The sequence below is a fragment of the Pseudomonas sp. LBUM1649 genome, from assembly GCF_059716155.1.
The window spans coordinates 171,693-198,007 of sequence record NZ_CP166807.1 but is presented as its reverse complement, the minus strand read 5'-3'; the positions used below and the strand labels follow the sequence as shown (position 1 = coordinate 198,007).

26 protein-coding genes, 1 tRNA gene and 1 pseudogene are annotated in these 26,315 nt (G+C 59.6%); 7 read left to right on the top strand and 21 right to left on the bottom strand.

Annotation, left to right across the window (positions count from 1 at the left end; translation table 11 throughout):
- The first annotated feature begins 114 nt into the window (after positions 1–114).
- Positions 115–1,101 (top strand): GGDEF domain-containing protein, encoded by a 987-nt coding sequence (locus ACA058_RS00830; protein ID WP_497637416.1) that lies wholly within the window; start codon positions 115–117, stop codon positions 1,099–1,101.
- Positions 1,102–1,129: 28 nt separating this feature from the next.
- On the opposite strand, the gene ACA058_RS00825 is transcribed toward ACA058_RS00830, so the two are convergent.
- The 3 genes from ACA058_RS00825 to gabD all read right to left on the bottom strand — a co-directional run bounded on the left by ACA058_RS00825 (position 1,130) and on the right by gabD (position 5,384).
- Positions 1,130–2,344: an HDOD domain-containing protein gene (locus ACA058_RS00825; protein ID WP_497637415.1), complete on the bottom strand. Its 1,215-nt coding sequence runs from the start codon at positions 2,342–2,344 to the stop codon at positions 1,130–1,132.
- 136 nt (positions 2,345–2,480) lie between these two features.
- Positions 2,481–3,758: a 4-aminobutyrate--2-oxoglutarate transaminase gene (gabT, locus tag ACA058_RS00820; RefSeq protein ID WP_497637414.1), complete on the bottom strand. Its 1,278-nt coding sequence runs from the start codon at positions 3,756–3,758 to the stop codon at positions 2,481–2,483.
- 183 nt (positions 3,759–3,941) lie between these two features.
- The gene (gabD, locus tag ACA058_RS00815; RefSeq protein WP_497637413.1) at positions 3,942–5,384 is read right to left on the bottom strand and encodes an NADP-dependent succinate-semialdehyde dehydrogenase; all 1,443 of its coding nucleotides are present in this window, start codon (positions 5,382–5,384) and stop codon (positions 3,942–3,944) included.
- Positions 5,385–5,731: 347 nt separating this feature from the next.
- Here gabD and ACA058_RS00810 point away from each other — a divergent pair.
- Positions 5,732–5,808, top strand: a tRNA-Arg gene (locus ACA058_RS00810).
- A 92-nt stretch (positions 5,809–5,900) separates the two neighbouring features.
- Here ACA058_RS00810 and ACA058_RS00805 read toward each other — a convergent pair.
- From ACA058_RS00805 to ACA058_RS00795, 3 genes are read right to left on the bottom strand one after another with little or no spacing between them, the layout of a single operon-like run.
- Complete coding sequence (locus ACA058_RS00805) at positions 5,901–7,256, bottom strand: M48 family metalloprotease (protein ID WP_497637412.1); 1,356 nt, start codon at positions 7,254–7,256, stop codon at positions 5,901–5,903.
- Positions 7,247–7,612, bottom strand: coding sequence for a hypothetical protein (locus ACA058_RS00800; RefSeq protein ID WP_497637411.1), 366 nt, complete (start codon positions 7,610–7,612; stop codon positions 7,247–7,249). The genes ACA058_RS00805 and ACA058_RS00800 overlap by 10 nt, the downstream gene beginning before the upstream one ends.
- On the bottom strand, positions 7,572–9,044 hold the full coding sequence (locus ACA058_RS00795) for a CHASE2 domain-containing protein (protein ID WP_497637410.1): 1,473 nt from the start codon (positions 9,042–9,044) through the stop codon (positions 7,572–7,574). Before ACA058_RS00795 ends, ACA058_RS00800 begins: the two co-directional genes overlap by 41 nt.
- A 174-nt stretch (positions 9,045–9,218) precedes the next feature.
- Between ACA058_RS00795 and ACA058_RS00790 the strand changes: the two are divergent.
- A pseudogene (locus ACA058_RS00790) lies at positions 9,219–9,659 on the top strand (IS3 family transposase); the annotation flags it as partial.
- 100 nt (positions 9,660–9,759) lie between these two features.
- Here the strand turns inward: ACA058_RS00790 and ACA058_RS00785 are convergent.
- From ACA058_RS00785 to ACA058_RS00765, 5 genes are all read right to left on the bottom strand, one after another.
- A complete protein-coding gene (locus tag ACA058_RS00785; RefSeq protein ID WP_497637409.1) occupies positions 9,760–10,029 on the bottom strand; it encodes a hypothetical protein in 270 nt (89 codons plus the stop codon).
- 20 nt (positions 10,030–10,049) lie between these two features.
- The gene (locus ACA058_RS00780) at positions 10,050–10,679 is read right to left on the bottom strand and encodes a hypothetical protein (RefSeq protein ID WP_497637408.1); all 630 of its coding nucleotides are present in this window, start codon (positions 10,677–10,679) and stop codon (positions 10,050–10,052) included.
- On the bottom strand, positions 10,676–11,257 hold the full coding sequence (locus tag ACA058_RS00775) for an RNA polymerase sigma factor (protein ID WP_497639839.1): 582 nt from the start codon (positions 11,255–11,257) through the stop codon (positions 10,676–10,678). The genes ACA058_RS00780 and ACA058_RS00775 overlap by 4 nt, the downstream gene beginning before the upstream one ends.
- 29 nt (positions 11,258–11,286) lie before the next feature.
- Positions 11,287–13,014, bottom strand: a complete 1,728-nt coding sequence (locus ACA058_RS00770) for a vWA domain-containing protein (RefSeq protein ID WP_497637407.1) — start codon at positions 13,012–13,014, stop codon at positions 11,287–11,289.
- A gap of 86 nt (positions 13,015–13,100) precedes the next feature.
- Entirely contained in the window at positions 13,101–13,664 is a 564-nt protein-coding gene (locus ACA058_RS00765) for a YbhB/YbcL family Raf kinase inhibitor-like protein (RefSeq protein ID WP_497637406.1), read from the bottom strand.
- A 140-nt stretch (positions 13,665–13,804) separates the two neighbouring features.
- Between ACA058_RS00765 and ACA058_RS00760 the strand changes: the two genes are divergently transcribed.
- The gene (locus tag ACA058_RS00760; protein ID WP_497637405.1) at positions 13,805–15,328 is read left to right on the top strand and encodes an FAD-dependent oxidoreductase; all 1,524 of its coding nucleotides are present in this window, start codon (positions 13,805–13,807) and stop codon (positions 15,326–15,328) included.
- 89 nt (positions 15,329–15,417) lie between these two features.
- On the opposite strand, the gene ACA058_RS00755 is transcribed toward ACA058_RS00760, so the two are convergent.
- The 7 genes from ACA058_RS00755 to ACA058_RS00725 all read right to left on the bottom strand — a co-directional run bounded on the left by ACA058_RS00755 (position 15,418) and on the right by ACA058_RS00725 (position 22,967).
- Positions 15,418–16,929, bottom strand: a complete 1,512-nt coding sequence (locus tag ACA058_RS00755) for a YdgA family protein (RefSeq protein WP_497637404.1) — start codon at positions 16,927–16,929, stop codon at positions 15,418–15,420.
- A 276-nt stretch (positions 16,930–17,205) separates the two neighbouring features.
- Entirely contained in the window at positions 17,206–17,841 is a 636-nt protein-coding gene (locus tag ACA058_RS00750; protein ID WP_497637403.1) for an NADH:ubiquinone oxidoreductase subunit N, read from the bottom strand.
- A gap of 93 nt (positions 17,842–17,934) precedes the next feature.
- On the bottom strand, positions 17,935–19,383 hold the full coding sequence (locus ACA058_RS00745; protein WP_497637402.1) for an efflux transporter outer membrane subunit: 1,449 nt from the start codon (positions 19,381–19,383) through the stop codon (positions 17,935–17,937).
- The gene (locus ACA058_RS00740; RefSeq protein ID WP_497637401.1) at positions 19,380–20,267 is read right to left on the bottom strand and encodes an efflux RND transporter periplasmic adaptor subunit; all 888 of its coding nucleotides are present in this window, start codon (positions 20,265–20,267) and stop codon (positions 19,380–19,382) included. The genes ACA058_RS00745 and ACA058_RS00740 overlap by 4 nt, the downstream gene beginning before the upstream one ends.
- Positions 20,264–20,473, bottom strand: coding sequence for a DUF1656 domain-containing protein (locus ACA058_RS00735; RefSeq protein ID WP_008059581.1), 210 nt, complete (start codon positions 20,471–20,473; stop codon positions 20,264–20,266). The genes ACA058_RS00740 and ACA058_RS00735 overlap by 4 nt, the downstream gene beginning before the upstream one ends.
- Positions 20,470–22,542 (bottom strand): FUSC family protein, encoded by a 2,073-nt coding sequence (locus tag ACA058_RS00730; protein ID WP_497637400.1) that lies wholly within the window; start codon positions 22,540–22,542, stop codon positions 20,470–20,472. Before ACA058_RS00730 ends, ACA058_RS00735 begins: the two co-directional genes overlap by 4 nt.
- On the bottom strand, positions 22,539–22,967 hold the full coding sequence (locus ACA058_RS00725) for a MarR family winged helix-turn-helix transcriptional regulator (protein ID WP_497637399.1): 429 nt from the start codon (positions 22,965–22,967) through the stop codon (positions 22,539–22,541). Before ACA058_RS00725 ends, ACA058_RS00730 begins: the two co-directional genes overlap by 4 nt.
- A gap of 200 nt (positions 22,968–23,167) precedes the next feature.
- On the opposite strand from ACA058_RS00725, the gene ACA058_RS00720 reads away from it, so the two are divergent.
- On the top strand, positions 23,168–23,362 hold the full coding sequence (locus ACA058_RS00720) for a hypothetical protein (protein WP_497637398.1): 195 nt from the start codon (positions 23,168–23,170) through the stop codon (positions 23,360–23,362).
- 33 nt (positions 23,363–23,395) lie between these two features.
- On the opposite strand, the gene ACA058_RS00715 is transcribed toward ACA058_RS00720, so the two are convergent.
- Both ACA058_RS00715 and ACA058_RS00710 read right to left on the bottom strand, forming a co-directional pair.
- Positions 23,396–23,641: a DUF2789 domain-containing protein gene (locus ACA058_RS00715; protein ID WP_497637397.1), complete on the bottom strand. Its 246-nt coding sequence runs from the start codon at positions 23,639–23,641 to the stop codon at positions 23,396–23,398.
- A 132-nt stretch (positions 23,642–23,773) separates the two neighbouring features.
- Positions 23,774–24,235, bottom strand: a complete 462-nt coding sequence (locus ACA058_RS00710; RefSeq protein WP_497637396.1) for an aminoacyl-tRNA deacylase — start codon at positions 24,233–24,235, stop codon at positions 23,774–23,776.
- Between the two features lie 196 nt (positions 24,236–24,431).
- Between ACA058_RS00710 and ACA058_RS00705 the strand changes: the two genes are divergently transcribed.
- Both ACA058_RS00705 and ACA058_RS00700 read left to right on the top strand, forming a co-directional pair.
- Entirely contained in the window at positions 24,432–24,965 is a 534-nt protein-coding gene (locus ACA058_RS00705; protein WP_497637395.1) for an NfeD family protein, read from the top strand.
- Between the two features lie 2 nt (positions 24,966–24,967).
- Positions 24,968–25,726, top strand: coding sequence for a slipin family protein (locus tag ACA058_RS00700; RefSeq protein ID WP_497637394.1), 759 nt, complete (start codon positions 24,968–24,970; stop codon positions 25,724–25,726).
- A gap of 12 nt (positions 25,727–25,738) precedes the next feature.
- On the opposite strand, the gene ACA058_RS00695 is transcribed toward ACA058_RS00700, so the two are convergent.
- On the bottom strand, positions 25,739–26,299 hold the full coding sequence (locus ACA058_RS00695) for a hypothetical protein (protein WP_497637393.1): 561 nt from the start codon (positions 26,297–26,299) through the stop codon (positions 25,739–25,741).
- Positions 26,300–26,315 lie beyond the last annotated feature (16 nt).

The window sequence follows — 26,315 nt, the reverse complement described above, 5'->3', positions numbered from 1 at the left end:
CCCTTCGGAACTTCGCTGCAAATCCCTTATCTCAAAGACACTTCGCCATCCAGGCGGGCTTCGCTGTGGCCGCTTCGAACCTTGAGCGGTGCACGCCCTTTGAGATTTGTGCCGATGGTCAATAACCAACAAGACTCATCCCCTGTGCAGTGGCCCGAGGCCGCGCAAACCCTGATGGCGCTGATGCACGCCCAAGGCGAGGTGGCGCGCCTGAGCGAGCGCGAACAGCTGTTCAGTACCTTGCTGGTGAGCGTCAACGCGGTGCTGTGGGCATTCAATTGGGAAACCCGCCAGGTGCTGTATGTCAGCCCCGCCTATGTACGGATTTTCGGCCGCAGTGCCGACCTGCTGTTGTCCGACTACAACCAATGGCGCGACAGCATTTACCCCGACGATCTCGAGTACGCCGAGCGCAGCCTGGCGGACGTGCTGGTCAAAGGTGCCGTTGAAGACCGCGAATATCGAATCATTACCGCCGACGGCCAACTGCGCTGGCTCAGTGACAAGTGCTTCATCAACCGTCAGGCCGAGCCTGGGCAGCCGGTGATCATTGTCGGCATCGCTGAAGACATCACCGACAAGAAACAGCTGGAGTCCGAACTGCAACGGCTGGCGACCACCGACGCCCTGACCCAGAGCAGCAACCGCCGGCATTTTTTCGAAGGCGCTCACCACGAATTCGAACAGGCGCGACAACAGGGCACGCCGCTATCGTTTCTCATGCTGGATATCGATGACTTCAAGGTCATCAACGACACCTACGGCCACCAGCAAGGCGATAACGTGCTGCAGCACATTGCCGACAGCGGTCGCGCGGCGCTGCGGCGCGGCGATCTGTTCGGGCGCATTGGCGGCGAGGAGTTCGCCGCGGTGTTCCCCGGTTGCACGCCACAGATGGCCCTGCAAGTGGCTGAGCGTGTGCAACGGGAGATTCAGAGCTTGAGCTTCAGCCACGACGGCCAGACATTTGGCATCACCGTCAGTCAGGGGCTTACCAGCCTCACGGCCGAGGATGAAAGTGTGGAAAGCCTGTTTGCTCGCGCGGATGCCGCGATGTATGAGGCCAAGCGCCAGGGCAAGAACCGGATTGTGACCGGTTGAGTTGAATTGTAGGGGTTTTGCGCGTTGTTTATTTCTTGCGCATCCGCAACAGCTCCGGCAAGCCGATCTTCAGCAGCCGCGCCGTCCGGCTATTGGCCAACGCCTCCACGCCCTCATGCTCGGTCAGGCGCGCCAGTTGCGCCGCCATGTTCATCACCAGGGCCTCACGGGAGTAAACCCCGCCACCGAGCTGGTAAGCCGCCGCAATCAGCTGCCGCAGCTCCAGCGGCAGGCGCCAGCGGGTGCGCAACGCCGAACCGTAGGCGGCACCGAACTCGGCCAACGCCTCGCCCACTTGCTCCTGCTCGTCCAGTTCGCCACCGGCCTGTTTCCATTCCTGCAAACAGCGCAACAACGCCAGGTCGCCCAGTCGATGCAGCATACCGGCGCAGTAGCAACGTGCCTGATCCAGATCCAGCAAGCGCGCCAGCGTTCGCGCGTACTCAGCCGTGTGCAACGACAAATCCCAGTAACGCTCGGCATAGTCCGCCAGCTGCGGATCGCTGAGCCGCGCACTGCGCTTGAGTGTCAGGCCCAGAATCAAGTTCATGCTCTGCCCGGTGCCCAAACGGTGCAGCGCCTGGGACAGCGTCTGCACGGCGGTGCCATGGTGCTTGGCGGCGCTGTTGGCGGCGGCGATCAGCACGGCGATGACCTGTGGATCGGTGCGGATCTCATCTTCCAGCACCGTCAAATCCAGACCATTTGGATTGAGGCCTCGCTTGACCGCCACTTGCACGTCGGTCATCAGCGGCGCGCCTTCCGCCAGTTCGCGACGGCGCTCAAGGAACACGGACAAAGTCATGCCCGGCGCCAGCGCCGGCACCTCGCACGATACCTCTTCCCCGGCGTTCAGCAGCAAAACCTGCAGGCGCTGGGTCAGGCTTGCCATGTTCAGGGGTCTGGTCAGGTACGCGGCGGGGGCCAGCGGCAAGGCCTCACGCACGCTCGCACTGTCGTTGCGGCTGCTCATCAGAATGAAGGGCAACGGTGAATTGCGCTTGCGCTGACGCACACTGCGCAACACATTCAAGCCATCGACGCCTGGCAACTCCCCGTCGGCGATGACCAGGTCGTAAGGGTTTGACGCCAGCAACTCCAGCGCCTGCTGACCATCGGCACACAAATCCAGCCGCGCATCGCAGCGAACGTTCAACAACACTTCCTTGAGCAGATCGCGGGACCATGGGTCGGCCTCGGCAATCAACACTCTCGGAATCGCGGGTAAAATGACAACTGTCATACAGCTCTCCCTGGCAAGGGGCGAACCTTAGCCAAAGCCGGCCATTGGATACAGCGCTAATACGCGGGTCGTGTTTTAGAGGACATGAAAAAACCCGCCGAAGCGGGTTTTTTGTGAAGCAGGTCACACTCGGTGATCAGAGCTCGGAGAAGCACTCTTCGATGATCGCCAGGCCTTTGTCCAGTTGCTCGTCCGGCGAAGTCAGCGGTACCAGGACGCGCAGAACGTTGCCGTAGGTGCCGCAGGACAGCAGGATCAGACCCTTGTCGCGAGCCTTGGCAACCACGGTCGCTACTGCTGCAGCGTTCGGCTTGTGGCTGTCGCCGTTTTCGAACAGCTCGACCGCGATCATCGCGCCCAGGGCACGGACTTCGCCGATCACCGGGTACTTGGCCTGGATAGCTTTCAGGCCAGTCACCAGACGCTCGCCGACAGCCTTGCAGCGGTCCAGCAGGTGCTCTTCTTCGAAGACTTCCATCACGGCCAGGGCCGCGGCGCAAGCGATCGGGCTACCGGCGTAGGTGCCGCCCAGGCCGCCTGGAGCGATGGCGTCCATGTATTCGGCCTTACCGCACACACCGGCCAACGGGAAGCCGCCAGCGATGGATTTGGCGAAGGTGGTCAGGTCGGCAGCAACGCCCATCTGCTCCATGGCGAAGAAGGTGCCGGTACGGCCAGCGCCGGTCTGTACTTCGTCAGCGATCAGCAGAATGCCGTGCTGGTCGCACAGGGCACGCAGACGCTTCATGAATTCTTTAGGAGCGACGTAGAAACCACCTTCGCCCTGAACCGGCTCGATGATGATGGCAGCGATGTCACGCGGCTCGGCGTCGTTCTTGAAGATGCGCTCGATGCTGGCGATCGAATCGTCGATGCTCACACCGTGCAGTTCGTTCGGGTACAGCGCGCGGAACACGCCACCTGGCATCAGGCCCATACCGGCCGAGTAAGGCACGACTTTACCGGTCAGGCCCAGGGTCATCATGGTGCGACCGTGGTAAGCGCCGGTGAACGCGATCACGCCGGCACGGCCAGTGGCGGCACGGGCGATTTTCACGGCGTTTTCTACGGCTTCGGAACCGGTGGTGACCAGCAGGGTTTTCTTCTCGAAATCACCTGGCACCTTGGCGTTGATTTTTTCGCACACTTCAACGTACGGCTCGTAAGCCAGTACCTGGAAGCAGGTGTGAGTCAGCTTGTTCAGTTGCTCGGTCACGGCGGCGATGATTTTCGGGTGCACGTGGCCGGTGTTCAGCACGGCGATACCGCCGGCGAAGTCGATGAACTCGCGACCTTCAACGTCGGTCACGGTAGCGTTCTTCGCGGACTCGGCGAAAATCGGGTGAATCTGGCCAACACCACGTGGAACTGCAGCGGTACGGCGGGCCATCAAAGAAGCGTTAGTCTTGCTCATTACATTCCTCATTCGCCGCTCATCGGTCGGCGTGGTTCAAGGATTAAGCGGCGGGGAGGTAACGACGGCAGCATGCGATGATCGACTGCCGCAGCGTTCCCGGCCACAGAGAAAATTCCGTTTGTTGCACGCAAAGGGTCAGCGCTCTCGTGCCCTTTGCGTTTGAAGCCATGCCCTGCGAGCTTAGATGCCCAGGCAGAGGTATTTGATTTCCAGGTAATCTTCGATGCCGTACTTGGAGCCTTCACGGCCCAGGCCCGAGGCCTTGATGCCACCGAATGGCGCGACTTCGTTGGAGATCAGCCCGGTGTTGACGCCGACCATGCCGTATTCAAGGGCTTCTGCCACACGGAACACGCGACCCAGGTCGCGAGCATAGAAGTACGAGGCCAGACCGAACTCGGTGTCGTTGGACATCGCGATCACATCGGCTTCGTCTTTGAAGCGGAACAGCGGCGCCAATGGACCGAAGGTTTCTTCCTTGGCCACGGCAGCGTTGTTTGGCACGTTGGTCAGGATGGTCGGCTCGAAGAAGTTGCCTTCCATCGATTTGCCACCAGACAGTACGGTGGCGCCTTTGGATACGGCGTCAGCAATGTGCTCTTGCACCTTGGCCACGGCTTTTTCGTCGATCAGCGGGCCAGTGGTGGTGCCGTCTTCCAGACCGTTGCCGATCTTGAGTTTGGCCACGGCCACCTTGAGCTTCTCGGCGAACGCGTCGTAGACCGAATCCTGAATGTACAGACGGTTGGCGCAGACGCAGGTCTGGCCATTGTTGCGGTACTTGGAAATGATCGCGCCTTCGACGGCCTTATCCAGGTCCGCGTCGTCGAACACGATGAACGGCGCGTTGCCGCCCAGTTCCAGGGACACTTTCTTGATGTCCTTGGCGCATTCCGACATCAGCTGACGACCGATTTCGGTCGAACCGGTGAAGGACAGCTTGCGCACGATCGGGTTGCTGGTCAGCTCGCTGCCGATGTCGCCGGCGCTGCCGGACACAACGCTGAACACGCCAGCCGGGATGCCGGCACGCTGGGCCAGTTCAGCCAGGGCGAACGCCGAGAACGGGGTTTGCGAAGCAGGCTTGAGCACCATGGTGCAACCGGCGGCGAGGGCCGGGCCGGCTTTACGGGTGATCATGGCAGCCGGGAAGTTCCACGGGGTGATTGCCGCGGTCACGCCGATTGGCTGCTTGATCACAATCAGGCGCTTGTCTGGCTGGTGGCCCGGAATCACGTCACCGTAGATGCGTTTGGCTTCTTCGGCGAACCACTCGATGAAGGAAGCGGCGTAAACGATTTCGCCCTTGGCTTCGGCCAATGGCTTGCCTTGTTCCAGGGTCATCAGGCGAGCCAGGTCGTCCTGGTTCTCGATGATCAGTTCGTACCAGCGACGCAGTTTGTTCGCACGTTCTTTGGCGGTCAGTGCACGCCAGGCCGGCAGCGCTTTGTCAGCGGCTTCGATCGCACGGCGGGTTTCGGCAGCGCCCATTTTTGGCACGGTGCCCAGAATTTCGCCGGTTGCCGGGTTGTTGACCTTGATCGTCTGACCATTGTCCGCGTCTACCCAAGCGCCATCGATGAAGGCTTGCTGGCGGAACAACTGGCTGTCTTTAAGCTGCATGTCGGCTTTCCTTAACAGCACCGCGACAGGCGCGGAGCAAATTATGATTGTAGAAAGGCGCCTCAGTAGGCTGCCGTCAGGAAATCATTCACCGGGCTGAAGCACATAAATAGCGCACTGATTCAAATCGTGCGGTTCAGCACCCAGACAAGAGCGTTTGAAATCTCAAACGAATCCTAGGATCAAAGGGGGTAAAGGACAATAGGCTGTTCGAAAAAAAGAACGAAAACGCCGCATTTGCTGCTTTTTTCTGATCAACGTAGCAAACACCTGTTACAGCTTCAAAAAACACAGACGATTCAGCAGCATGGACGCCCGCAATGCATATGAGTATCATGGCGCCCGCTGCACCAGTAGCTCAGCTGGATAGAGTACTGCCCTCCGAAGGCAGGGGTCGTGGGTTCGAATCCCGCCTGGTGCACCACACAGTAGAAACGAGAAAGCCTCAGACCCGTTGGGTCTGGGGCTTTTTTGTATCTTTCAAAATGCTCCTGCACACTCTTGGAGCAGCTGGAATCACCAGTTCGCACCACCAGATTGCGTTGCTTGCTTCTCGAATTTGGCGCAGGCGTTGTAGGTGGTCACGTCATCAACCACATTGGAGACGCATCGGCCATAAGCGATCAACTCGTATACCTGCAGGCCATGGCGCTTGGTCAGGTAGTACTCCACAGGTAATAGCTGTGCCATGTAACCCACCTCCAGGTGCGAGTCTTCGATGGCCTTCGATACCTGCTTGCGATCACCACTGCGGTCGACCTGCTTGAATAGCATGTTGAATGTCCAAGCAGTGCGCCCAGTACTCTGAAGGCTTGTGCGCAAATAGGATGCCGCACGCGCTGAGTCGCCGGCGATGGAGTAAGCCATGGCCAGTTTGTTGGTGACTGCGACATTGCCTTGCAGGGTCGCAGGCAAGGGTTGTGCCTCAATGCGAGCCAAATTCGCCTTGAGCTGCTCGCGATTACTGGAAACCAAATCGTTTAGCCGGAACAGGTAGTCAACCGAAGAGAAGTCCGGCATCGGCCCAGCCGGCCGACGACGGCGCTGCTCTGGCGGCAGGCTGGCGGCGAACTTCACGATCGGTTCCAGTCGCTGTTCGGACGATTGGTAAATACTGTCGTCCACATGGCTTAACTCCTTGCTACAACCCTTCAGATTGAGCTGGTAGTTACCGCCCTTGCCCGTCAAGCAACGGGCCGTTTGTGGAGCGTGCGCTAACAGCGCGCCTTCACCGTACTTGCCGAGACGGCGAACAGCCATTTTAAGGCCATCAAGCGAATATCCAGCTTTCACCAGCAACTGCGCGGCGAAGCGATCTGCCGCTATTTCCTGTTCCTGGTTCCAGTGCCGGTAGACGAGGCCTATAGTCATATCATCGACAGCCTCGCCAAAGAGTAGGCTGTAACCGCCGGCTCCAGCCGCCCAAGCACCAAGCTTGGTCATATCCAATGCAGTCTGTTGTAAGCCGCCCTTGGTGGTATCGCCCTGATAGACATGTCCTAGTTCGTGGGCGATGACTGCTGCAACCTCATCTTCGGAACTAGTCTGAGCTATCAAGCCAGCCGACACCACGATGGTTGTATTAGAGAGCGAATAGGCTTCATACCCGCTGAACGAGTCCACAACCACTACGCAGTTGCACGGCGCTCCCCAGGCACCTTCAAGGCGCTGGCGGACACGCTGCACATATTCAATCAGCGCCGGGTCCAGGACCGGGGTGCGATCCATCTGCCGCAATTGCCTCACGTCGTCGATATTGACCTTGCGATCGGCTCCCTCCAACGGCTTGAACGCGCTGTACTTCGGGTCGACAGCGCAACCGGACAGCGCCGCAAGTGCGAGTGCAAACACGCTCAGCCTGATCATTTGCATCCCTCGCCCGCTCCTTTGACGCTTGCAGATTTAGCATCGCCAGCCAGGGTCACAGGTATGGTGCTACAGGCGTCGACCACCAGTTTTTCGTTCACCAACTCCACATCGGCACGCGAAACCCTCCAGGCAGCGGCGCCCTGGCGGAACTCCAAGCGGCTGCCTTCCACAGCCTTGGCCGGTAGCGGGAAGGACAATTTGCCCAGCTGCGATATCGTCCGATATTCACCACCATTCGTGGCCTGAGCCTCGACTTCCTCGGGATGGGGAATTCTCTGGATCTGTAGCGTATCGGCCGAAACCGGAACAATGTTCAAACTAGCAAGCAGGAGCAAGGGGATCGGGAAACGCTTTTTCATTGGGTAGATCCTTGTGATAGTTCGGCTCACTCGCCGCGATCGCCTCCCACAGAAATGGGACGAAGGCAGATAACGACATCCAACCTTCGGGAGCCACGCTCAGGCGGTAGCACAGGTAGAAACTTGACGTGACCAGCAGCATGGAGAGCACGGTTAAACCCAATGCTTTGATCACCTTTACGACAATCAAATCGTTCTTGGCATCAGCAGCGATCCTCTTCTGAACCTTCCAACCAAGAGTGCCGTGTCGCCACATCCAGAACAGAATCGCCAGAAACAAACAGAGAAAGATGAATATTTCAGAGTCGCTTTGGCGTATGTAGTCCTGGCCCTTTTCGCTTAAGTTCACCAACGCATTGGCATGCAGGTATACGCCCGCCACCTGCCCATAAAGTGGCGATGCAACGTAGTCATTCAGGCTGGGCATAACGTTCCCCACCAACACCACGAATGGTTCGTCGGGCTTGAGGTGGGGCGGCCTGAGGCTGACCGGATGGTCTCCATACAACTGTGACAGCCGCACCTGATGGACGGGCATGCATTCAGCTGGCGGGTTTTTGGCCGCTGTAGCGAGACCAGCAAGGCGGTAGAAAATTGCTACGACATCTCGCCACGCGCTCTGCGAGCTGGCCGGGCAATCGTCCCTGGCTGTGATACTCCACTGAATGGCTAGATCTGGCTGGTTTGGGGAGTCGATCCAGTGACAATCATCACCGCGTGCTTTGCACAGCTCCTGGTAGAGTGCACTTGCTGCCGTCGCTACAGGTTTATCTCCCTCCGCATCTCCCAGCGGTGCCTGCAACGGGTAAAGGTCGCCAGCACCCTCCCAGGCCGAGACAGCCAGCGAAGCGGGCTGCAACTGCTCAAGGGACTGTGGAGACATCGGCACAAACCTTCCCCCACCAGCCAGATGAATCCTCGATGCAGCTGGATTAGCGTCCAGTCGCTTCAAATTACGACCGAGTTGCCCCAAGTGTTCGCTCGTCGCACGTGGGCGCTCAAAGAAGATGTCGTAGAAAATAGCTGCGGGCGCAGCCTCACCGCCTCTAGGTAGAGCGAGGTCTCGCAAAATTCGGCCATGATCTGCGTATGTCAGAGGCCAGTCATTGGCCTCCATCCAGCCCTTTCCTTCATTGTTCAACCCAGCGATGCTGGGGTAATCGATGGCTACTACCGTTACTGGTGCAGGGGCGACGGGAAAAGCGAATGCTCGAAATCGTCCGATCTGATCCGACAATGCCTTGTCAGCAGCAGAAGACAGGCCAAACGGGTCACTGAACAAGACCCAGGATGCAAAGCCTAGATAAAGCAATACACGAACCAGCGGGCACCGACGCAACCGCTCAATTGCGCAGTCCATCGCCTTGGTGACGCGCTCAAACCCTGAGCAAATAAACGACCAGAAAGATAACAAGGTACACAAAATCTTCACGCCATCACTCCGTGATGTCACTTGGCCATTCCCAGGCGAAGAATATCCAAAGGTTTCATGCTGTGTAAATTCAAATAAAAAATATGCCGCCAATACGCCAGCGCAATGCCACGAAAGGTTTTCAGGACGACCCCGGGATCAAATTCGACTTCGCTAGTTTCTTTTTTGTCGTCGCTGGCTGTCGTCCTGGATCTTTGTGCGCGTCGGATCGTGGGTTGGGCGCTGTCGGAAAAGCCAGACGCTGAACTGGTGATCAAGGCGCTGGATATGGCCTACGAACAACGTGGTAGACCTTCGGGCCTCCTGTTCCACTCGGATCAAGGGTCACAATATGCAAGCCGATTATTTCGCCAGCGGTTGTGGCGATACCGCATGCGCCAGAGCATGAGTCGACGAGGAAACTGCTGGGATAACGCGCCGATGGAGCGTGTATTCCGCAGCTTGAAAACAGAATGGATACCGACCTTGGGCTATCGAACTGCGCAGGAAGCACAGCGCGATATCAGCCATTTTTTGATGCATCGGTACAACTGGATTCGGCCTCACCAATTCAACGATGGGTTGGCGCCAGCTCGGGCTGAGGAAAAACTTAAGGTCGTGTCCGGGATTAGTTGACCACTACAGCTTCAAGCAACTCAAATTGAGTTCACAGCGCTTTAGTTGTTCGGTTTATCCGAACAACTGCCACTAATAAAAACCCGCCTAAGCGGTTTTTTCACTCCGTCGTCCAGTCAAACTCATCGTATTCATCATCTTCATCGTCCTCAAATTCTTCCTCTTCAAGAACGTCTTCTTCCTCAGCGTCACCCTCTTCCTGCTGATTCAGCAGAAAATCCTTACGACTCTCGATAATTGCCCGCCGTAATTCCTCGCCCTTTTCCGGGCAGTTGAGCATTTGGGCGATGCGGTCGATTTTTTTTGTCACGGCATCCTCCAACGCATCGACTATGGCCCGATAGTGCGCGCTTTCGGGCCTTGATGCCAAATCGTCGAGCGTTAGGCCGGTCAGTTTTTCTGCAGGTCCTTGAGTCGGGCGCTGAAGTTTTCGTCGGGAAAGCGTTTGTGCAGGTCAGCCAGTAGTTTATCGGCGGCTTGCTTGTGCCCGGTTTTTTTCAGGCGAATCACTTCGCGCAATTGCTCATCCACGGATTTCACCGGGGCCGCGACACGCTTGCTGGCTTTGGCTTCGTCCGCCATGTCGGCACTGAAGGACTCTTCTTGCGCCGGGGCTGCCGATTCCGCCGTGGGTGCGGCGGGTGCAGGTGCGGAGAGCGCGCCAGCTGGGGCCTTCAGGGAACGGGTTAGTGCTGGCGGCGCTGCTTCGGCTTCCTGTTTGGCGACCGGTGCCGAGGTTTTGGGCGCTGGCGCGAAGTCGTAGCTTGGCACTTGCTCAGGTGTGCGCTGCACCAGCGAGAGCATCAGCGCGACGCCGACAAGGCTGGCGAATGCCACTTGCCAGCGGGGTTGCTGGCAGGCGCGAATCCAGCGTTGCCACAGGCCTGGCTTCGGCGCGGGCACTGCGCTGCGTGCCGCGGCCAGGATCAAGGTGTCGAGATGCGCCGGTGGTTCGCCGGTTGACTGCTCGCGGTAATGTTCGAGTGCTTGGTGATCCGTTGTGTGCTTGGCGTCAGTCATGTCAGTACCTCCTCGGCCAGCAGCCGACGCAGTTTTTGCTGGGCGTAACGCAAGCGGCTCTTGACGGTTTCCAGCGGCGTTTCGGTGAGGGTGGCGATCTGCGGCAAATCGAGATCGCTGTAGGCGCGCAGAAGGAACACTTCGCGCTGGTCGGCGGGCAAGGCTTGCAGGGCGGCTTCAAGGCGCTGGCTGTCGCGGCTCAGGCTCAGCAGCTGCTCAGGATCGGCCGCCTCGTCCGCCATGCCATGGGCCTGTTCGTCGTAGCTGTCGTGCAGCGGTTGGTGAATACCGTGCTTGCGCCAGTGATCGATCAAGCGGTTGCGGGCAATCTGGTAGAGCCAGGTACGAAAAGTCGCCCGGCCTTGTGGCTGACTGGCGCTGCGGATCAGGCTCAGCCAGGTTTCCTGATAGACCTCCTCGGCGAGTTCAGCCCTGCCGCTCAACCCTAGCAGGAATCGGTACAAGCCTTGACGATGGCGCGCGTACAGAATCTCGAACGCCGCACCGTCGCCCTCGCGATAACGGGCCAGCAGCGCTTCGTCGCTGCTGGCCTCGGTGCTGTTTGCGGGTGCAAACAGCTGGCTGATGAACCCCTTCAATCGGCTCACTATTCAATCCGTCGTTCAGTGGCAGTTGGATTCGACGCCGTGGTGGTGCGCAAGCTCTGCGCCAGTTCTACCAATTGTATGAACTCGCTGCGCAGGCCGAAGCGGTCATCGCCCCGAGCGCCACGGGCCAGCGCTTCGGTGTCTTTAAGGCTGAACTCGCCGGTGTAGCGTCCGTCCTTGAGTTGTTGGGAAAACGCCGCCACGGCCGCTGCAAAGCGTAGGTCATCGCTGGCTTTGCCAGTCAGGGAGTCAACGATCGGGCGCTCGATCAAGCGACTGTTGCCACCTTCCGGCAATTGATAACGCACACGCAGCATCGCCAATTCGCCATGCTTTTCGGAAACAGCGGCGCCCGGTTGAGCGTAGCGCAGGGGCTCCAGCCAGCCCTTCTCACCCTTGGAGACAATTTCGTACAACGCAGTCACAGTGTGTCCTGCACCGATTTCACCGGCATCGACCTTGTCATTGCTGAAATCCTCACGTTTCAACGCACGGTTTTCATAACCCAGCAGGCGATATTCACTGACTTGCGCGGGGTTGAATTCCACTTGCAACTTGACGTTTTTCGCCACGACGGCAAGGGTCGAGCCGAGTTGATCCACCAGCACCTTGCGCGCCTCACGCAGGTTGTCGATGTAGGCGTAATTGCCATCGCCGGCATCGGCCAGTTGTTCCATCAGGTGTTCATTGTAGTTATCCACACCGAAACCCAGGGTGGTCAGGGATATGCCCGTCTTGCGTTTATCCACAGCCATTTGCTTGAGGCTGTCGAAGTCGCTGACGCCGACATTGAAGTCACCGTCAGTGGCCAGCAGAACGCGATTGATGCCCTTGGGGATAAATGCCTGTTGCGCCTGTTGATAAGCCAGTTCGATGCCCGACGCTCCGGCGGTGGACCCGCCCGCGGTCAATTGGTCGATGGCTGTACGAATCTTCGTCTTTTCCCCTCCGGAAGTGGGCTCCAGTACCACGCGCGATTCCCCGGCGTAGACCACCAACGAAACCCGATCCTGTTCACGCAGTTGATCGACCAGCAACTTCAGCGTGCTCTTGACCAGCGGCAGGCCCTCGCGGCGATCCATCGAGCCGGACACGTCCACCAGGAACACCAGGTTCGCCGGGGCCAGTTCCGCGACCGCGCGGTCCGACGCCTTGATGCCGATGCGCAACAAGCGCGTGTGCGGGTTCCAGGGCGACGCTGCCAGTTCCGTGGTCACGCCGAAGGGCGAGCCATCGGTGGGCAAGGCGTAGTCGTATGGGAAGTAATTGACCATCTCTTCCAGCCGCACCGCCCCTTCCGGTGGCAGTCGCCCTTGGTTGAGCAATCGGCGGACATTGGCGTAAGCGCCGGTGTCGACGTCGGCGCTGAAGGTCGAGACCGGCACTTGGGCGACGCTTTGGATCGGGTTGTCTGCCAGGGCCTGATATTGCTCGCGTTGTTCATCGCGATAGCCCTGTGGATAAGCCTCTCCGGCTGGCATAGGCGCGAAATTGGTCATGGGTGCCGCGCGTACGCTGCGTTTGGCCACCGCAGCATCAGCCATGACAGTTTCATGTTGCACCAAGGCTTCGGTTTTCAGCTCAGCCTGGGCCGGTGGCGGTACCGCTGCGGACTCAGGTTTCGAAGAAACGCCGCAACCGGCAATCGCCAGCAACAGCCCGGCGGCAAAACCCTGGGCGGCCGGGCGGAGAAAATGCAGAGGGAAGGGTTGCAGAGGAAGGAGCATGGGGCTGACCTCAGGAGGAAATTGATCCATTCATCCTGTGAGACGGACAACCCGAACGGTTCGGGTTAACCCCCGTGAAAAAATCTTCAGCGGTGGTAGCGCCGTACCACGCTGCTGTTTCTCAGCACATGACCTTTGATTTTTTCCAGCAGCTGGGTGCGACTCAGGCCGGCTGGCAGGGCATCCGGGGCCAGGTCCAAGGCGTAGAGCTGGATGATGTAATGATGCGCGCTGTCGCCAACGGGTGGGCAAGGTCCGACGTACCCCGCCGTGCCTTTGCTGTTGGTGCCACCGACACCCTCGAGCGCGGATTTTGCGCCGACACCCGCCGGGATCTGGTGAGTGCCGGCCTTGATACCGTAATGCACCCAATGATCGACGCCCTGCCCTTTCTGGCCATCCGGGTCGTGCATGACGATGGCGTAGCTGAGCGTGCCTGCAGGGCCGGCGTTCCAGTTCAGCGCCGGCGACACATTGTGCCCGCCGCAACCTTGGGCATCGCTGGCGGCGGCCGAGGTGAACAGTCGGTCATCCGATACGCCTGGGATGTTCAGGGTGAAACGCTCCTGGGCCGCCTGTGCCGGAAATTGCACGCAAAGGGCGACTGCTACGGCCGCTAGCCAAGGGGTCAGAGAGGTCAATCGGGTCATACCGGGAGCACCTTGTGCGGGTGGGGCCGAGGTCGGCGAGCAAACTATAGCCGGACCGTTCGCGCGGTGGCAGTGGCAATTGGATGAACCTCGAGATAAGGGCCAGACTCTTAATTGAAACGCCTGCCTGGAGAGCGATCATGATCCTGCATCGCGTTGCCCGTCTCGCCGATATACCCGAAGACCGCGGCCTGGAAGTCAGCGTCCAGGACAGCAAGATCCTCCTGCTGAAAGTCGGCGATCAAGTGCGCGCCTATCAAGGTGAATGCCCACATGCCGGGGCGCCTTTGGCCGAAGGCGCGCTCTGCAATGGGCGGCTGACGTGTCCGTGGCACAAGGCGCAGTTTCGGATCGAGGATGGTGGGTTGTGTGAACCTCCTGCCCTGGACAGCCTCAAGCGCTACCCCCTCGAAGTGCGTGGGGACGAAGTCTGGGTTGGCGATCAGCCGCTGCAAGACGCCCACACCCCACCGGCCGATGACGAGCGCACCTTTGTGATTGTCGGTGCGGGTGCCGCGGGCACGGCGGCGGCATCGGCCCTGCGCGAAAAAGGCTTTGGTGGGCGGGTGCTGCTGATCGACCGCGAAGCCGGCGCCGGGTACGACCGCACGGTGCTGAGCAAATTTGTTATTGCCGGAGAGATGCCGCCGGAAGAAGTCCCGCCCCTGCGCGACGAGGACTTTTACCGCGAGCAAAGAATCGAGCGAATGAACGCTGAAGTGGCGAGCCTGGATGTCGCCAACAAAACGCTGCAACTGGTCGACGGCCAAGCGCTGAAGTACGACGCCGCATTGCTGGCGACAGGCGGCACCCCCGATCAACTGGAATTGCCCGGTGCGGACCTGCCGCAGGTGTTCGTCTTGCGCTCCAAAACGGATGCGCAACAGATTCTGCAAGCCGCCAAGGCTGGTCAGCGGGCGGTGATCATCGGCGACAGTTTTATCGCCATGGAATCCGCTTCGTCCCTGCGCCAATACGGCCTGGAGGTCACCGTTCTGGCCCGCCATCCGGTACCTTTTGCCAAACAGTTCGGCGATAGCGTCGGTAAGGCGATTCTGGCCCTGCACGAGGCCAACGGCGTGGTGTACCGAACGGAGGGTCAGGCAGCGCAGATCGAAGGAACGACGCGAGTCGAAGCGGTGCGCCTGGATAATGATCAGCGTCTACCGGCGGACCTGGTGCTGGTCGGGATTGGCGTCACGCCGGCAACCGCACCCTTTGCCGATCTGCCGAAGGAAAAGGACCAGTCGCTGCTGGTCGACGGCGGGATGCGCGTAGCCGATGGACTCTGGGCGGCTGGCGATATCGCGACGTTTGCACTTAACGGCCAGCCGCAGCGCATCGAACACTGGCGCCTGGCGCAACAACAGGCGCGGATCGCGGCGGCAAACATGCTCGGTGGTGATGAACATTATCTCGACGTGCCGTATTTCTGGACCTGGCACTTTGGCAAAAACTACGACTACCTTGGCCACGCGCAAGCCTGGGACGAAGTCGAGTTCAAGGGTGACCCTTGCAACCCGCCTTTTATCGGTCTGTTCGGCAAAAATGGTGTGGTAACGGCGGCAGTGGCCTGCGATGAAGAGCGCACGATGGCGATGCTCGCCGAACGAATGAAGCAGCCGTTGTCCGTGGACGAGGCGTGGCGGTTGATCCGCGATTAAAGGACTTGTAGGAGCTGGCTTGCCGGCGAACAAGGCGACGCGGTGTGTCAGGCACGCCGCCTTCGCTGGCAAGCCAGCTCCTACAAGGTTTAGGGCTCCTGGACTACGCCAGGACCACTGAACTTGCTCATCACGAAGCCGACAAACTCCTCGACGGTCATTTTCTGGCCGTTGAATTCCACCTGGTTATTGGCGTAGTGCAGTTGGGTGACGACGTTGTTGCTGTCCAGTTTCGCCAATTGCGAGCCGACCGCCATGCTGCTGAACATATCGGCGGTAGCGGTGGCCTGATCGGCGATGAGCTTCGCGTCGGTCTGGCCGTCGATTTGCGACTGCACGCTGAGTATGTCGACGAGCATCGGCTTGGACACTTTCAGGTTGACGTCCAGCAGCGCGATCATCTGGCGGACCAACTGGTCGGCCGGCAGGTCGATCGATTGTGGCTTGGTCAGGTCAAGCACCAGGTTGGCACGGCTTTCGCCATTGGCGGTGTTGAACGACAGGTTCTCCAAGGCCACCTGCGGGCCGGCCGCCAGCAATTGTTCCAGGCCGGTTTTAAGCTGCGCTTCTTCTGCTTCGGTCAATTTCAGCTCGGGGGCCGGTTGACCGGCCTCGGCAGCCTCGGCGGCGGCCTGCTCATAGGGCTGCAATTTAGTCTGGTAGATCTGAATCAGCGACAACGTCGCCGGGATGTCGAGGTTCTTCAGGCTCATGGCCAGCTGGGCAGAACCCACGGCCTTGCCGTTCAGGGACACTTCAGCAATCTTGTAATCGGCGCGCCCGGAAGCACTGGTGCCTGATTCCTCGGTGTGGTTCTTCATTTCGAAATTCTTCAAGCCCAGGACCGACTGCTTGGGGCCAAAGGTGGTTTTACTGTTGCTCAGCTCGACGGTGTTATCGCCGGTGTAATAACCGTAGGTGCTTTTTGTCAGGTTGCTGGCCAGGGTAAGACCACTCAACTCGACCTGCACCGGTGCCTGGTCTTCGGAAACAGTGGTCAGCTTCAGGCTGTCCATGTAGCCGTCGGCCTTGACATTCTGCGCCTGGGCGCTGGCCGCGACATCAACCTTCAGACCGGAAAATTTCAGGCTGGACTTGTCATCCAGTGCAGTTTCCAGCGGCAGCAATTCAAGCGTGCCGTTGGTGGAATTGTCGTAGCCAATATTGACCACGCCCTTGAGCGGCGAAGCGTCCTTGGTGGCGGCGAACCATTTTTCCGTGAGCGGGGTCTTTTCCAGTTCATAGTGACTGGTGGCCATGACCGGCAACCACTTCAGCGACACCAGGCGCGAGAACGGCAGTGGACCGTGTTCGATGTGGTCGGCAAACAGCAACTCGACCGGTGCCTCGCCGAACATTTCACCTTCACCCTTGAGGCGGTAATGCGCAGTGCTGCTGAATACATGGCGTTCCAGGGACACCAGCTCCAGCGAGGCCGTGCCTTTGTAACCGACCATTGCAGCCTGCAATTGCTTGTTGGCATCCGCCAGGGAGGTGTTGAGCACACCTTCGATTTTGGTGCCGGTGAACCAGGCTCCGCCGGCGCTGATTGCACCAATGGCGACAACAATTCCCAGGAGCACGCCTGCTGATTTATTCATGAATGACCCGTTCAATGTCCGTTGTTGAGTGTGGTCGTCTTCCCTGAACCCCTGACGGGTTGCGGTCACGACTGCGCTGAAAGTAGGGGGCAGATTAGCATCAGGCGCGACGGGAGGCCCAATCGTTAACGGTGAAAAAGTGTCTATGGGAATTCAGGGGTGGGAGTTTTAGCGCTCAATCGATCGCCTTCGCGAGCAGGCTCGCTCCCACAGGACAAATGCATTCCAATGTGGGAGCGAGCCTGCTCGCGAAGGCGTCAGTCCTGCCAGACAAAATCAGGAATACTGAACCTCAATCTCATCGAGCTGGTGATCAAAGGTTTTCAGCCGCGCCGTCCAGGTGTAGATCAGCACTTCGAAATCCCGGTTGATCACCGCCCCACCCGTCACTTCCTCGCGCGGGTCGCAGAAGTCCAGTTGATAGCGCTCGCGGGCCATGGCGTTGGCCACGTCAGCCAGCTCGCGGGCATTGTTGAGCCAGTGCCGACCGTCGTCGGCCACTTGTTTGTCCAGCTCAAGGCATTGTTTTTTCAAGGTTTCGAGGCTTTTTTCCAGCGGCGTGCCCGTGAGTTCCCCCATGACTTCCTGGAAGGTCCTGCCCGGTTGCCAGTAGCTGCCCCAGAAATACCGGTCGAAGACCGATTCGACACGCCGTAGCGCCACCTTGGTGTCCCAGATCATCACCAGGGTCTTGCCTTGTTCAAGCTGTCTTTTTTTGATTCGCTGCCCCTGGACCGAAGCCCAGGCCACCACCGCGATGGACATCACGGCAATCAACAGTGCGGCGCTGTCGAGGAACGTCAGCGCCGTGTCGATCTGGTGAGCCAGCATGATGCCGTAGAAATAGGTCGCCGTGAGCAGCACCAACGCCACAACGGCGCACCAGAAGCCGAGAGCATAAGGGTTTTTCATTATTGGTTTCCCCATGACCTGCGCATGCCTTGTGCGAATCCAGGGCGCTTTTGCGCGAACGCCCTTTCAACACTTCAAAGCATAGCAACGGCCTCAGGGTTTGCCGGAGTTCGACGCTTGCGTTCGTCCGCTTTCCCAACCGCCGCCCAAGGCGAGGAACAAATCGATCTGGCTGATGGCAACCTGAGTGTTGGCAGCGGCCAGTTGCGCGGTGACGTCGATGTAGGTGCGGGTAGCCTGCAGGTCCGCCAGGAACGATGCGCGACCGGCCTGGAAGAAGCGATGGGTCTGGTCGGCGGCCAGCTTCGCCGACTGTTCGGCGTCCGCCAGGGCCTCACGGCGTTGCAGCAAGGCGGAGTACTGGGCCAGGCCGGTCTGGGTTTCACGAATAGCGTTAAGTACCACGCCATCGAAATGCGCCAGCGTGGCCTGGGACACTGCTTGAGCCTCGCGAATTCGTGCCCGGGCGCCGTTGGTCGGCACGTTCCAGGTCAGCGACGGGCCGAAGCCCCAACGGTTGGTAGAGGGTTCGCCCAGGTTTTCCAGGATACCGACCGTGCCGATGGTCGCACCGATGCGGATGTCCGGGTACAGCTCACCGGTGGCGATGCCGATACCCGCGGTCGAGGCTGCGAGTCGACGTTCGGCCTGGCGGATGTCGGGGCGGCGCTTGAGCAGCGATGCACCGTCACCCACCGGCACCAGTTGCGTGATTTTTGGCAGTTCGGCGCAGCTGTCGGTACCGACCGGTAGTTGATCCAGCGGTTTGGCCAGCAGCATCGACAAGCGGAACAGCCCGGCCTGACGCGCCGCCTCATAGCGCGGCATGTCGGCGCGCAAGGATTTGAATTGGGTTTGCGAGCGGGTGACCTGGGTTTCGTCGCCACGCCCGGCATCGCGCAAACGCTGGATGAGCGTGGTGCTCTGGGCTTGCAGGTCGAGGGAATGCTGGGCGATTTCCCGCTCCTCGTTGGCCGCGCACACCTGGGTGTAGGCCCGGACCACATCGGCCACCAAGGTGATGCGCGCCGTATCGGCGGCCGCCTGGGTCGCATCGGCATTGGCCTTGGCCGCTTCGATGCCACGCTGCAAGGTGCCGAACAGGTCGAATTGGTAGGACGCGCTGATGCCGATATCGCCGATGTTGGCGACCGGCACCTTTTCCGGCAGCAAGAACGCTTCACCGGATTCCTGCAAGCGTTGGGCGCCCATCTTCACCCCACCGCTCCAGCCGCCCGCTGCCTCGGCCGCGTCAACCTGAGCGCGAGCCCGCAGCAGGCTGGCGGCCGCTACACGCAAATCCGTGTTGGATGCCATGGCCTGCTGCACCAACTGGTCGAGCTGCGGGTCCTGATACAGGCGCCACCAATCGGCAGGCATCGGCGCCGAGACCACCGGCTTGCCGCTCACCGCCAGTTCGCCCTGCAAGTCTTCACGGTGGATGGCGGCTTCGTCCGGCAAGTGATAATCCGGACCGACCACCTGACACGCCGACAACAGCAAGCCTAATCCGGCGATCGCCAAACCCGAAGCCTTGCTCATTGCACGGGCTCCCGGTTCTGGTCGTCGATGATCGATACCGTGGCGGTGCGCCCGGCGATCATGCGGAAATCCTCAGGAACCTCATCGAACGCGATACGCACCGGAATCCGCTGGGCCAACCGCACCCAACTAAAGGCAGGATTCACGTTGGGCAACAGGTTGTTGCCACTGGTGCGGTCGCGATCTTCGATACCGGCAACGATGCTTTCCACATGGCCGCGCAGGCGCGCGTTGTCGCCGATCACCCGGATGTCGACGCTTTGGCCGATATGGATGCCGTTGAGTTTGGTTTCTTCGAAATAGCCGTCGATATGGAAAGAATTGCTGTCCACGACGGACAACACCGGCCGCCCGGCGCTGACGAATTCCTGGGTTCGCGGCGCGCGGTCGTTGACGTAACCGTCCACCGGACTGCGGATCACCGAGCGGTCGAGGTTCAGTTGCGCGCTGTCTACCGCGACCTGGGCTTCCATCAACGCCACTTGTGCGCGGGCCACCCGTGACTGGCTTTCTTCCAGTTGCTCGCCCGGCACCAGATTGCCAAGGCCCTTGTTGCGCTTGGCTTCACGCTGGGCCTGGGCCAGGGTTTCCTCGCGATCTGCGACCGCCGCTTTCGCCTGGCGCAGGGCCAGTTTGAAACGGCCCTGGTCGATGCTGAACAGCACCTGGCCGCGCTTGACCAATTGGTTGTCGCGCACTTGCACTTGCTGGATCAGCCCGGACACGTCCGGCGCGATCTGCACGATGTCGGCTCGGATGTGCCCGTCACGGGTCCAGGGCGCGAACATGTAATACATCACCATGCGCCAGACCACGACAACGGCGAAGGTCACGATCAACAGAGTCAGGACCACGCGACCGAGGGTTAAAAAAGGTTTTTTCATGTCATCAGGTATCGACTGAGTGAGTCCACGGCGCCAAGCAGCAAGGCGTAGAGAGCCACGTTAAACAATGCCCGGTGCCAGACCAGACGGTAAAAGTGCAGGCGCGTCAGCACCCCGTGCACCAACAGGTACAACACATAGGTAATGCCCATCAGCACCAGCAACGTGGGCAGGAACACCCCGCTGATATCCAGATCACCGATCATAAAGGCGCTCCATCGATGCCATGGGGAAGCGGTTCTTCGGGCTCGGCACAACCGACGAATTCGACGCAGGGCAACAACGCCAGGCGCAAACCGCTCAAGGCGTGCAGCAGGTGCAGGCGGGTTTCTTCATCACCCGCGCCGCCCAACGCTCGGCGCGTGCGATCGAGGGTCATCAGCAACGGGCTTGGTGCCGGCAGGCGTTCGCCAGCCTTGAGGCAGGCCTTGAAGTATTCGCCGACCTCGGCCACCACCTGACGCAGCAACGCCTGCGGCGCGCCGTGAACCCGCGGCGTATAGGCCAGCAGGTCGAGCAGGTTCAGCGCCACACGAACTTCGCGCAAGGCGATGCCGGTGTCCTGGCCGGTCACGGCCAGGCGCGGCAAATGCTGCATCAGTCGATCCAGTACCTGCACGCCCAGGCGCCGGTGATCGGCCAGCGTGGCCGGCTCGGTGAGGCTGACAATGTCGCGCCAGGCGAAACGGGTCAGGCGCTTGGCCGCCAGTTCGGCACCGAACGGCCGGGCGATCAGGGTCCAGACGAACGCGAACAGCAAACCGATCGGACCGGCCAGGTTGGAGTTGGCGAAGCTGAGGAAATCCGCGTCGTAGGCGCCCTGAATACTGATGAACGACGAGGTGTTGACCAGAGTCAGCAACATGCCCAGGTAAAACTGCGGCTTGACCGTCAGGGTGCCGATGCAGATGAACGGCACGGCGAAGGCCAGCACCAGCATCGGGAAGTCATGCAGATTGGGCAGGACGAGAAACAGGTAAAGGCTGGCGAACACCACCGACATCGCCGTCCAGAAAAAGAACCGGTAGATCTGCGGTGCCGGGTCGTCCATCGAAGCGAAGAAGCTGCACGCCACTGCCGCCAGAATCACTGCACTACCGCCATCGGTCCAGCCCAGCAGAATCCACAGCACCGAGGCGACAATGGTCGCTGCGACAGTGGAGGCGGCGGAATAGAGCATCAAGCCACGATCCAGAAAAGGGGTCAGGCGCCCCAGGCGCCAATGCCGATAGACCGCGCGCCAACTGTCCTGGCTTTCGCACTGGATCGCGTGTTGCAGGCTGCGGCAGTCCTGCCACAAATCGACCCATTCGCCGAGGCGATAAATAGCGTTGGAGAACAGCAGTTGCTTGCGATCATCCAGCACTTCGGCGCTGGGTTGCAGCGCTTCGAGTTGGTCTTTGAGCGCCTGCCAGCGCTCGAGGTCAGCGTTCTTGTGATCGAGCCATTCAGTGGCGGCGGCCAGCAGGGGTGCGAACTTGTCCACAAGCTCGGGGGTGCGCCTTTCCAAAGCGTAGAGCGCATCCTCCAGGGCATCGATCACCGGCAACAGGTGAATCATCCGCCCGCGCAACTCTTTGGTGTTGCGCACCGTTTGTGGGCGCGCGCCTTCGTGGGGCAACTGACCGATCATCAGTTCCAGGGTGTTGAACGTGGCAACCATCGAGGCGCGCAAGGCGCTGACTTCCTCGGGCTGCACATTGCGGCCGAGAAAGCGCGCGCTGTAAGTCGAGGCGTCGGCAAACCATTTGCTCACCGAATCGTTGAACACCGGGGCCAGCCGTCGCGGCCAGAACATTGCACCCACCACCGCAGCGACGGCGATGCCGAGGAAAATTTCTTCGGTGCGCGCTTCGGCCACGTCCCACACAGCCAACGGGTTATTCACCACCGGCAGGGCAATCAACGGCAAGGTGTAGCCGGCCAGCATCAAGGCGTAATTGTTGGCGGTGCGCAAATGCATGGACAGAAACAACAGGATCCCCGTCCACAGCGCGACGACCACCACCAGCACATAGGGACTCTGGACAAACATCGGCACGAACAGGACAGCAGCAGCGGCACCAAGAAAAGTGCCGACCGCACGGTACAACGCCTTGGAACTGGTCGGCCCGACAAACGGGCTGGAAACGATATACACCGTGGCCATCGCCCAATAAGGACGCGGCATTTGCATGAGCAGGGCGATGTACAGCGCGATCATCGAGGCCGCGAAGGTGCGTACACCGTAGAACCAGTCCCGTGCCGGGGGCATGCCGGAAAAGAATCCGTTCAAGGGTTGGCTACCGGCAAATGACTGGCTGACTCGAAGGCTTTCAACACGCGCAGCGTCGCTTCAAGATCTTCCTGATCGATTCCTTCGAGTACTTCATGACGCAAACGCACCAACTCGACCTCAACGGCTTGCACCAGGGTCCGACCGGTATCGGTCAGGCTCAGGCATTTGGCGCGACGGTCCTGGGCGTCTTCGGTGCGGCAGACGTAGCCGCCATGGCACAACTGATCGAGCAATCGCACCAGAGACGGACTTTCCATCCCTGCCGCCTGCGCCACCGTCACCTGCCGAACCCCCTCGCCCAAGCGCCCGATCATCAGCAGCGGGACGGCACAGGCTTCGGAGATTCCATAGTTGGCCAGCGTGGCCTGGCAGATTTTGCGCCAATGCCGAGCGGCTACCACCATGGTGCTGCTGATGTTCATCTGGAGAGCGTCGAGGGAATTCGGCACGAGGGAAAATACACATTGTTAGTTTGCTAACTATCAATATGACATTGGAAGGGATTTTCAGTCAAGTTTTGAAACAAATTGACTGCCATCCGTCGTAGGTCTGTCCCTGGTTGGTCAGACAAAGTACTGATGAAGTATGTACCGTTTCATTACCCTGACCGAGGAGATAGACCATGTCAAAACAAGCCGTTTTTACAATGAAACTTGAATCGGATTTGCCTCAACGAGAATCCCGTGAGTACGAAGAATTCCTGCAACGCAAAGTGGACATCGCTCGTGTATCGATGAACAGCGGCGACGGTCTGACGAACGATGAAGTGGAAGCAGAATTCGCCTCCAGGCCTGGGCGGGCAGCCATCCAAGAATGAAGATAGTGTGGCCGCGAGAAGAGCGCAGGCCTTCTATACCCCCCGCCCCTTCCTCAACATCACATCCAACTGATCCACCACCTCCGCCCAATCGGCATCTTCCAGAATTTCATTGCGCAACAGATCCGCCTGGCTCGGGCTCCAGAAAAAAGCATCCGCCAGGTGCAAGTCCGGTTTGAGCGGTGAGTGGGTGGCGATGAATTTGTCGATGTTCTCGGCGTCGTCAGGGAGGCCGAGTTGTTTGAACAGGGAGGGAAGGCTGTGGGTTGGGTTTTCCATGTCTGGCTCCTGCAAACCTGATAAAGGGACCGCTGCGCGGTCAATCGCGAGCAGGCTCGCTCCTACAGGGGAATGCATTCACCTGTGGGAGTGAGCCTGCTCGCGAAGACGGCAGCATTGACGAAACGATCCTCAATTACTCAACTCCCGCACCTCCGCATGCGGCACCATTTTCAGAAACTGCGGCATGTCCATGTGCACCAGGTTGATGTGGTTGCCGGCTTCCAGATAGATGTCTTTCTGCCGGGTCAGCAGCGGGTCGATGACCACGTCCAGTCCATAGGCTTCACCCAGGGCAGGCACGGCGCCGCGTTCGCAGTCGTCAAACAGATGCGCCAGATTGCTTTCCCGGGAGACCTGCCATTCACCGGTGCTGCGCACTTTGCTCAAGTCCAGGTGACGGCTGGCGGGTAGCACGGCCATCAGGTAATGCCCGTGGTGATCGTCGAGGATGACCGATTTGGCCACCCGTTCCGCGGGAATACCCGCAACCCGCGCGGTTTCGAGGCTGCTGGCCGAGTGGGGATGGGTGACGATGTCATATTCGCATTGAGCCTTGTCCAGGCTTGTCTGCACGGTTCTTGCCATACGCATGATGCACCTCGGTGTCCGCAAAAACGCCCGGCGGACGATGGTTAACACTTTTGTACGTAGTAAAAGTCTAGGCCCGCCGGGGCAATCCAGCGGGAAATCCGCCCATCGGACAGGTCGACAATTGAGCAAAATTCATACAACCAGCGCCTCAACTAGACTGTATACAGAACCAGCTGCGACTCTCCCGGAGGGTCACGTGAACACTCGCTGTTGTGCAGTTGCACTGCTGTTGGCATTGAGCGGATCCGCCCTCGCTGCGGACACCGCCGGCCTGCCGGTTTCCAACTCCGCGGGGATCTGGCTGATCACCTTCGGTATCGCGTTTCTGATTGCCGAGGCTGCCCTGCCCAACTACGGCGTGATCGGTTTGGGCGGGATCGTGATGTTCGTGATCGGCGCGGTGATCCTGACCAATGCCGAATTGCCCGTGCCGTTGATGATCGGCCTGGGACTGATCAGCGCGCTGCTGCTGATATTCCTGCTGATACACGCCCTGAAGACCCGGCCGCGCCAGACTGTCAGCGGTGATGCCGGCCTGCTGGGCAGCGTGACCCCGGTGCTGGCATTGCAGGTCGGCGATGCGTCTCTGGGCTGGGTGCATTTGCAGGGCGAACGCTGGCAGGTATCGAGCACCAAGCCATTACAGATCGGGCAACAGGTCCGGGTGGTGGCGCGCAAGGGATTGTTGCTGGAAGTGGCCGCGGCTGACGCGGTAACGGTTGGAGATTAGTCATGGGTCTGCAAATCGGTTTTGTCGCACTGCTGCTACTGCTGATCGCACTGGCAGGGGCGACGTTCCGCATCCTGCGCGAGTACGAGCGTGGGGTGGTGTTCCAGCTCGGACGCTTCTGGCAGGTCAAGGGCCCCGGCCTGATCCTGCTGATTCCGGTGGTCCAGCAAATGGTCCGCGTCGACTTGCGCACCATCGTCCTCGACGTCCCGCCGCAAGATGTGATCACCCGCGACAACGTCTCGGTCAAGGTCAACGCAGTGCTGTACTTCCGCGTGCTCGATCCGCAGAAGGCAATCATTCAGGTCGAAGATTTTCTCATGGCCACCAGCCAACTGGCGCAAACCACCTTGCGCGCGGTGCTCGGTAAACACGAACTTGATGAACTGCTGGCCGAGCGCGAACGGCTGAACATCGACATACAGCAAGTACTCGACGCCCAGACCGACGCCTGGGGCATCAAAGTCGCCAATGTCGAAATCAAGCACGTGGACCTCAACGAATCGATGGTCCGCGCCATTGCCAAACAGGCAGAAGCGGAACGCGAACGCCGGGCCAAAGTGATCCACGCTGAAGGCGAATTGCAGGCTTCGGAAAAACTCATGCAGGCCGCCGAAATGCTCGGCCGCCAGCCCGGCGCCATGCAGCTGCGCTATATGCAGACGCTGAGTTCGATCGCCGGGGACAAGAGTTCGACCATCGTCTTTCCGTTACCGATCGAATTGCTCAAGGGCATGGCGGATCTATCGGCCAAACCGTGAGTCGGGGCGACACTACAACAGGGCGTAGAAAACCAGAATCGCCACGCCCCAACAACACAAGCCAAATGTAAACCAGACACCATTGGCACAAGTCAGTGTCGAGTTCGCCGTCCCGGCCACATCGTTCTCCAGATAATTGATTGCTTCTTGTACACGCAGAAAGGAGCAGACCTGCAAGAGTAGTATCAGAAGACTCAGCGCAAAGCTGATGTGCACATCCGGCAACCACATCAGCCCCATGCTCGCTGCAGCAGCCATGATCACGCTAATCGCCAGCAAGCGTGGGTACCAACGATAGTCCCGACCTGAAGCGCGTAATCGCCGATCAATGCTGGTGAACAGCGAGTACATAAAAAACACGCCCAAAAGTGCTCGGGCTATAGGTATCACTTTGTTGCCCGTAGCGGCGCGGTAAAGCTTCCAGTTTTTATACAGCCAATACGTGACGTACAAACCAAAGGTCGAAACAATCATCAGCGCGAACTTGCTTGTACCCACAACAAAAAAGACCCCGCGGGGTGGTTCCGTGCGATCCAGTTCGGCCACTGGAGGCTCATAGGGATTGGCATTCATAGCGATGCATAACCAG

Bases quoted from the DNA above. Each gene is read 5' to 3' on its own strand.
- ACA058_RS00830 (WP_497637416.1), top strand. From the start codon at position 115: ATGGTCAATAACCAACAAGACTCATCCCCTGTGCAGTGGCCCGAGGCC.
- ACA058_RS00825 (WP_497637415.1), bottom strand. From the start codon at position 2,344: ATGACAGTTGTCATTTTACCCGCGATTCCGAGAGTGTTGATTGCCGAG.
- gabT (WP_497637414.1), bottom strand. From the start codon at position 3,758: ATGAGCAAGACTAACGCTTCTTTGATGGCCCGCCGTACCGCTGCAGTT.
- gabD (WP_497637413.1), bottom strand. From the start codon at position 5,384: ATGCAGCTTAAAGACAGCCAGTTGTTCCGCCAGCAAGCCTTCATCGAT.
- ACA058_RS00805 (WP_497637412.1), bottom strand. From the start codon at position 7,256: ATGCAAATGATCAGGCTGAGCGTGTTTGCACTCGCACTTGCGGCGCTG.
- ACA058_RS00800 (WP_497637411.1), bottom strand. From the start codon at position 7,612: ATGAAAAAGCGTTTCCCGATCCCCTTGCTCCTGCTTGCTAGTTTGAAC.
- ACA058_RS00780 (WP_497637408.1), bottom strand. From the start codon at position 10,679: ATGACTGACGCCAAGCACACAACGGATCACCAAGCACTCGAACATTAC.
- ACA058_RS00770 (WP_497637407.1), bottom strand. From the start codon at position 13,014: ATGCTCCTTCCTCTGCAACCCTTCCCTCTGCATTTTCTCCGCCCGGCC.
- ACA058_RS00765 (WP_497637406.1), bottom strand. From the start codon at position 13,664: ATGACCCGATTGACCTCTCTGACCCCTTGGCTAGCGGCCGTAGCAGTC.
- ACA058_RS00760 (WP_497637405.1), top strand. From the start codon at position 13,805: ATGATCCTGCATCGCGTTGCCCGTCTCGCCGATATACCCGAAGACCGC.
- ACA058_RS00755 (WP_497637404.1), bottom strand. From the start codon at position 16,929: ATGAATAAATCAGCAGGCGTGCTCCTGGGAATTGTTGTCGCCATTGGT.
- ACA058_RS00750 (WP_497637403.1), bottom strand. From the start codon at position 17,841: ATGAAAAACCCTTATGCTCTCGGCTTCTGGTGCGCCGTTGTGGCGTTG.
- ACA058_RS00745 (WP_497637402.1), bottom strand. From the start codon at position 19,383: ATGAGCAAGGCTTCGGGTTTGGCGATCGCCGGATTAGGCTTGCTGTTG.
- ACA058_RS00740 (WP_497637401.1), bottom strand. From the start codon at position 20,267: ATGAAAAAACCTTTTTTAACCCTCGGTCGCGTGGTCCTGACTCTGTTG.
- ACA058_RS00735 (WP_008059581.1), bottom strand. From the start codon at position 20,473: ATGATCGGTGATCTGGATATCAGCGGGGTGTTCCTGCCCACGTTGCTG.
- ACA058_RS00725 (WP_497637399.1), bottom strand. From the start codon at position 22,967: ATGAACATCAGCAGCACCATGGTGGTAGCCGCTCGGCATTGGCGCAAA.
- ACA058_RS00720 (WP_497637398.1), top strand. From the start codon at position 23,168: ATGTCAAAACAAGCCGTTTTTACAATGAAACTTGAATCGGATTTGCCT.
- ACA058_RS00715 (WP_497637397.1), bottom strand. From the start codon at position 23,641: ATGGAAAACCCAACCCACAGCCTTCCCTCCCTGTTCAAACAACTCGGC.
- ACA058_RS00710 (WP_497637396.1), bottom strand. From the start codon at position 24,235: ATGCGTATGGCAAGAACCGTGCAGACAAGCCTGGACAAGGCTCAATGC.
- ACA058_RS00700 (WP_497637394.1), top strand. From the start codon at position 24,968: ATGGGTCTGCAAATCGGTTTTGTCGCACTGCTGCTACTGCTGATCGCA.
- ACA058_RS00695 (WP_497637393.1), bottom strand. From the start codon at position 26,299: ATGAATGCCAATCCCTATGAGCCTCCAGTGGCCGAACTGGATCGCACG.